Here is a 1,069-nt window from a genome sequence, read left to right on the forward strand (position 1 = left end):
CATTCTCTGCTCAATGAGTATTGCACCATCATTCAACTGCTGATATGTACTGTCGACAAAGGCGAGGTATGGCTGTACTTCTTCAACATAAATTGACTGGAAAACATTTCTCAAATAGCGAAATTGTGTGGTGTCTCGATTCTTTCCACACACAATGCGCTCCTGATTGTTTTCAAGCAATTTGGTGGTGACATCAAGCCATTCAGAAGTGCTGTTCAAAGTGAAGTAAACCTTACCCATCAAGCGAGACTTTTCCATTTCCTCTTGATATTGCACGAAGGAGAAAGAGGGTAAGCGCGAAATGACCCCTTTAGGCGTCTCATACATGGCATTTAACGCATGAAAGGTTTTACTGACATGAGCAGTTTGATTGCGGCTTTTGGCTGATAACCAACTTGAAGCGGTGAGTTGCTTGCGCATGGTTTCGCTTGTGAGGAGAACGTTATCAAGATGAACGGGAAGATGCTGCCATTTTTGTGCATACAGGCGAGTTAATGTTGTGCGTTCGTCTTCGCTCAAGGGGTATTCAGTCAAACAACCATTGAGCGTGTTGAGCAAAGTGGTCTGGTAATCCAGGTCATGGAAAGGGTCTTGTACTTTGCCCAATTGGGAGTTCTTTTCCGCAATCAGGTTGAACAGGCCGCATTGACGCAACTGGTAACTCTCTAGTAACCCTAGCGACAATCTTGGCAGCTCTTGATACAAAGCCCTTTTATCAGGAATCGTGATAGCGGAAGCCTCGTCCAGCTCTCTCGGGGGAACGTCGAGTACGTTCGCTAAACGTTGATGGTACTTTTCAAAGATTGCGCGCTCTGGATTCGTCCAACCGTTGCAACCGCTGAGCAAAGCGAGTAATGCGAAGAATAGGATTTTCACGAACTTCCTTGTCTGTTTGCTTGTGTTACTCAATTAATACGTTGTCAAAAAGTATACCTAACAACTTGCCATGAAGATCAAAAAAGCCAGCGAATGCTGGCTTTTACGTTCTGTTGTAAACCGTCACCAATGGCGAGCAGAATTACTGCAGAGAAAAGTTAAGTTGTACATCGGGCTCTTGACGGTGCATCCA

Annotated in this window: 1 protein-coding gene; it reads right to left on the reverse strand. The window is 44.9% G+C overall.

The genetic code is table 11. From position 1 onward, the window contains the following. Positions 1-876: DUF3080 domain-containing protein (locus R7O13_RS24515; RefSeq protein WP_318304890.1), on the reverse strand; the 876-nt coding region annotated here is incomplete at its 3' end. Between the last annotated feature and the right edge of the window lie 193 nt (positions 877-1,069).

Source organism: Vibrio sp. Y176 (assembly GCF_033438945.1).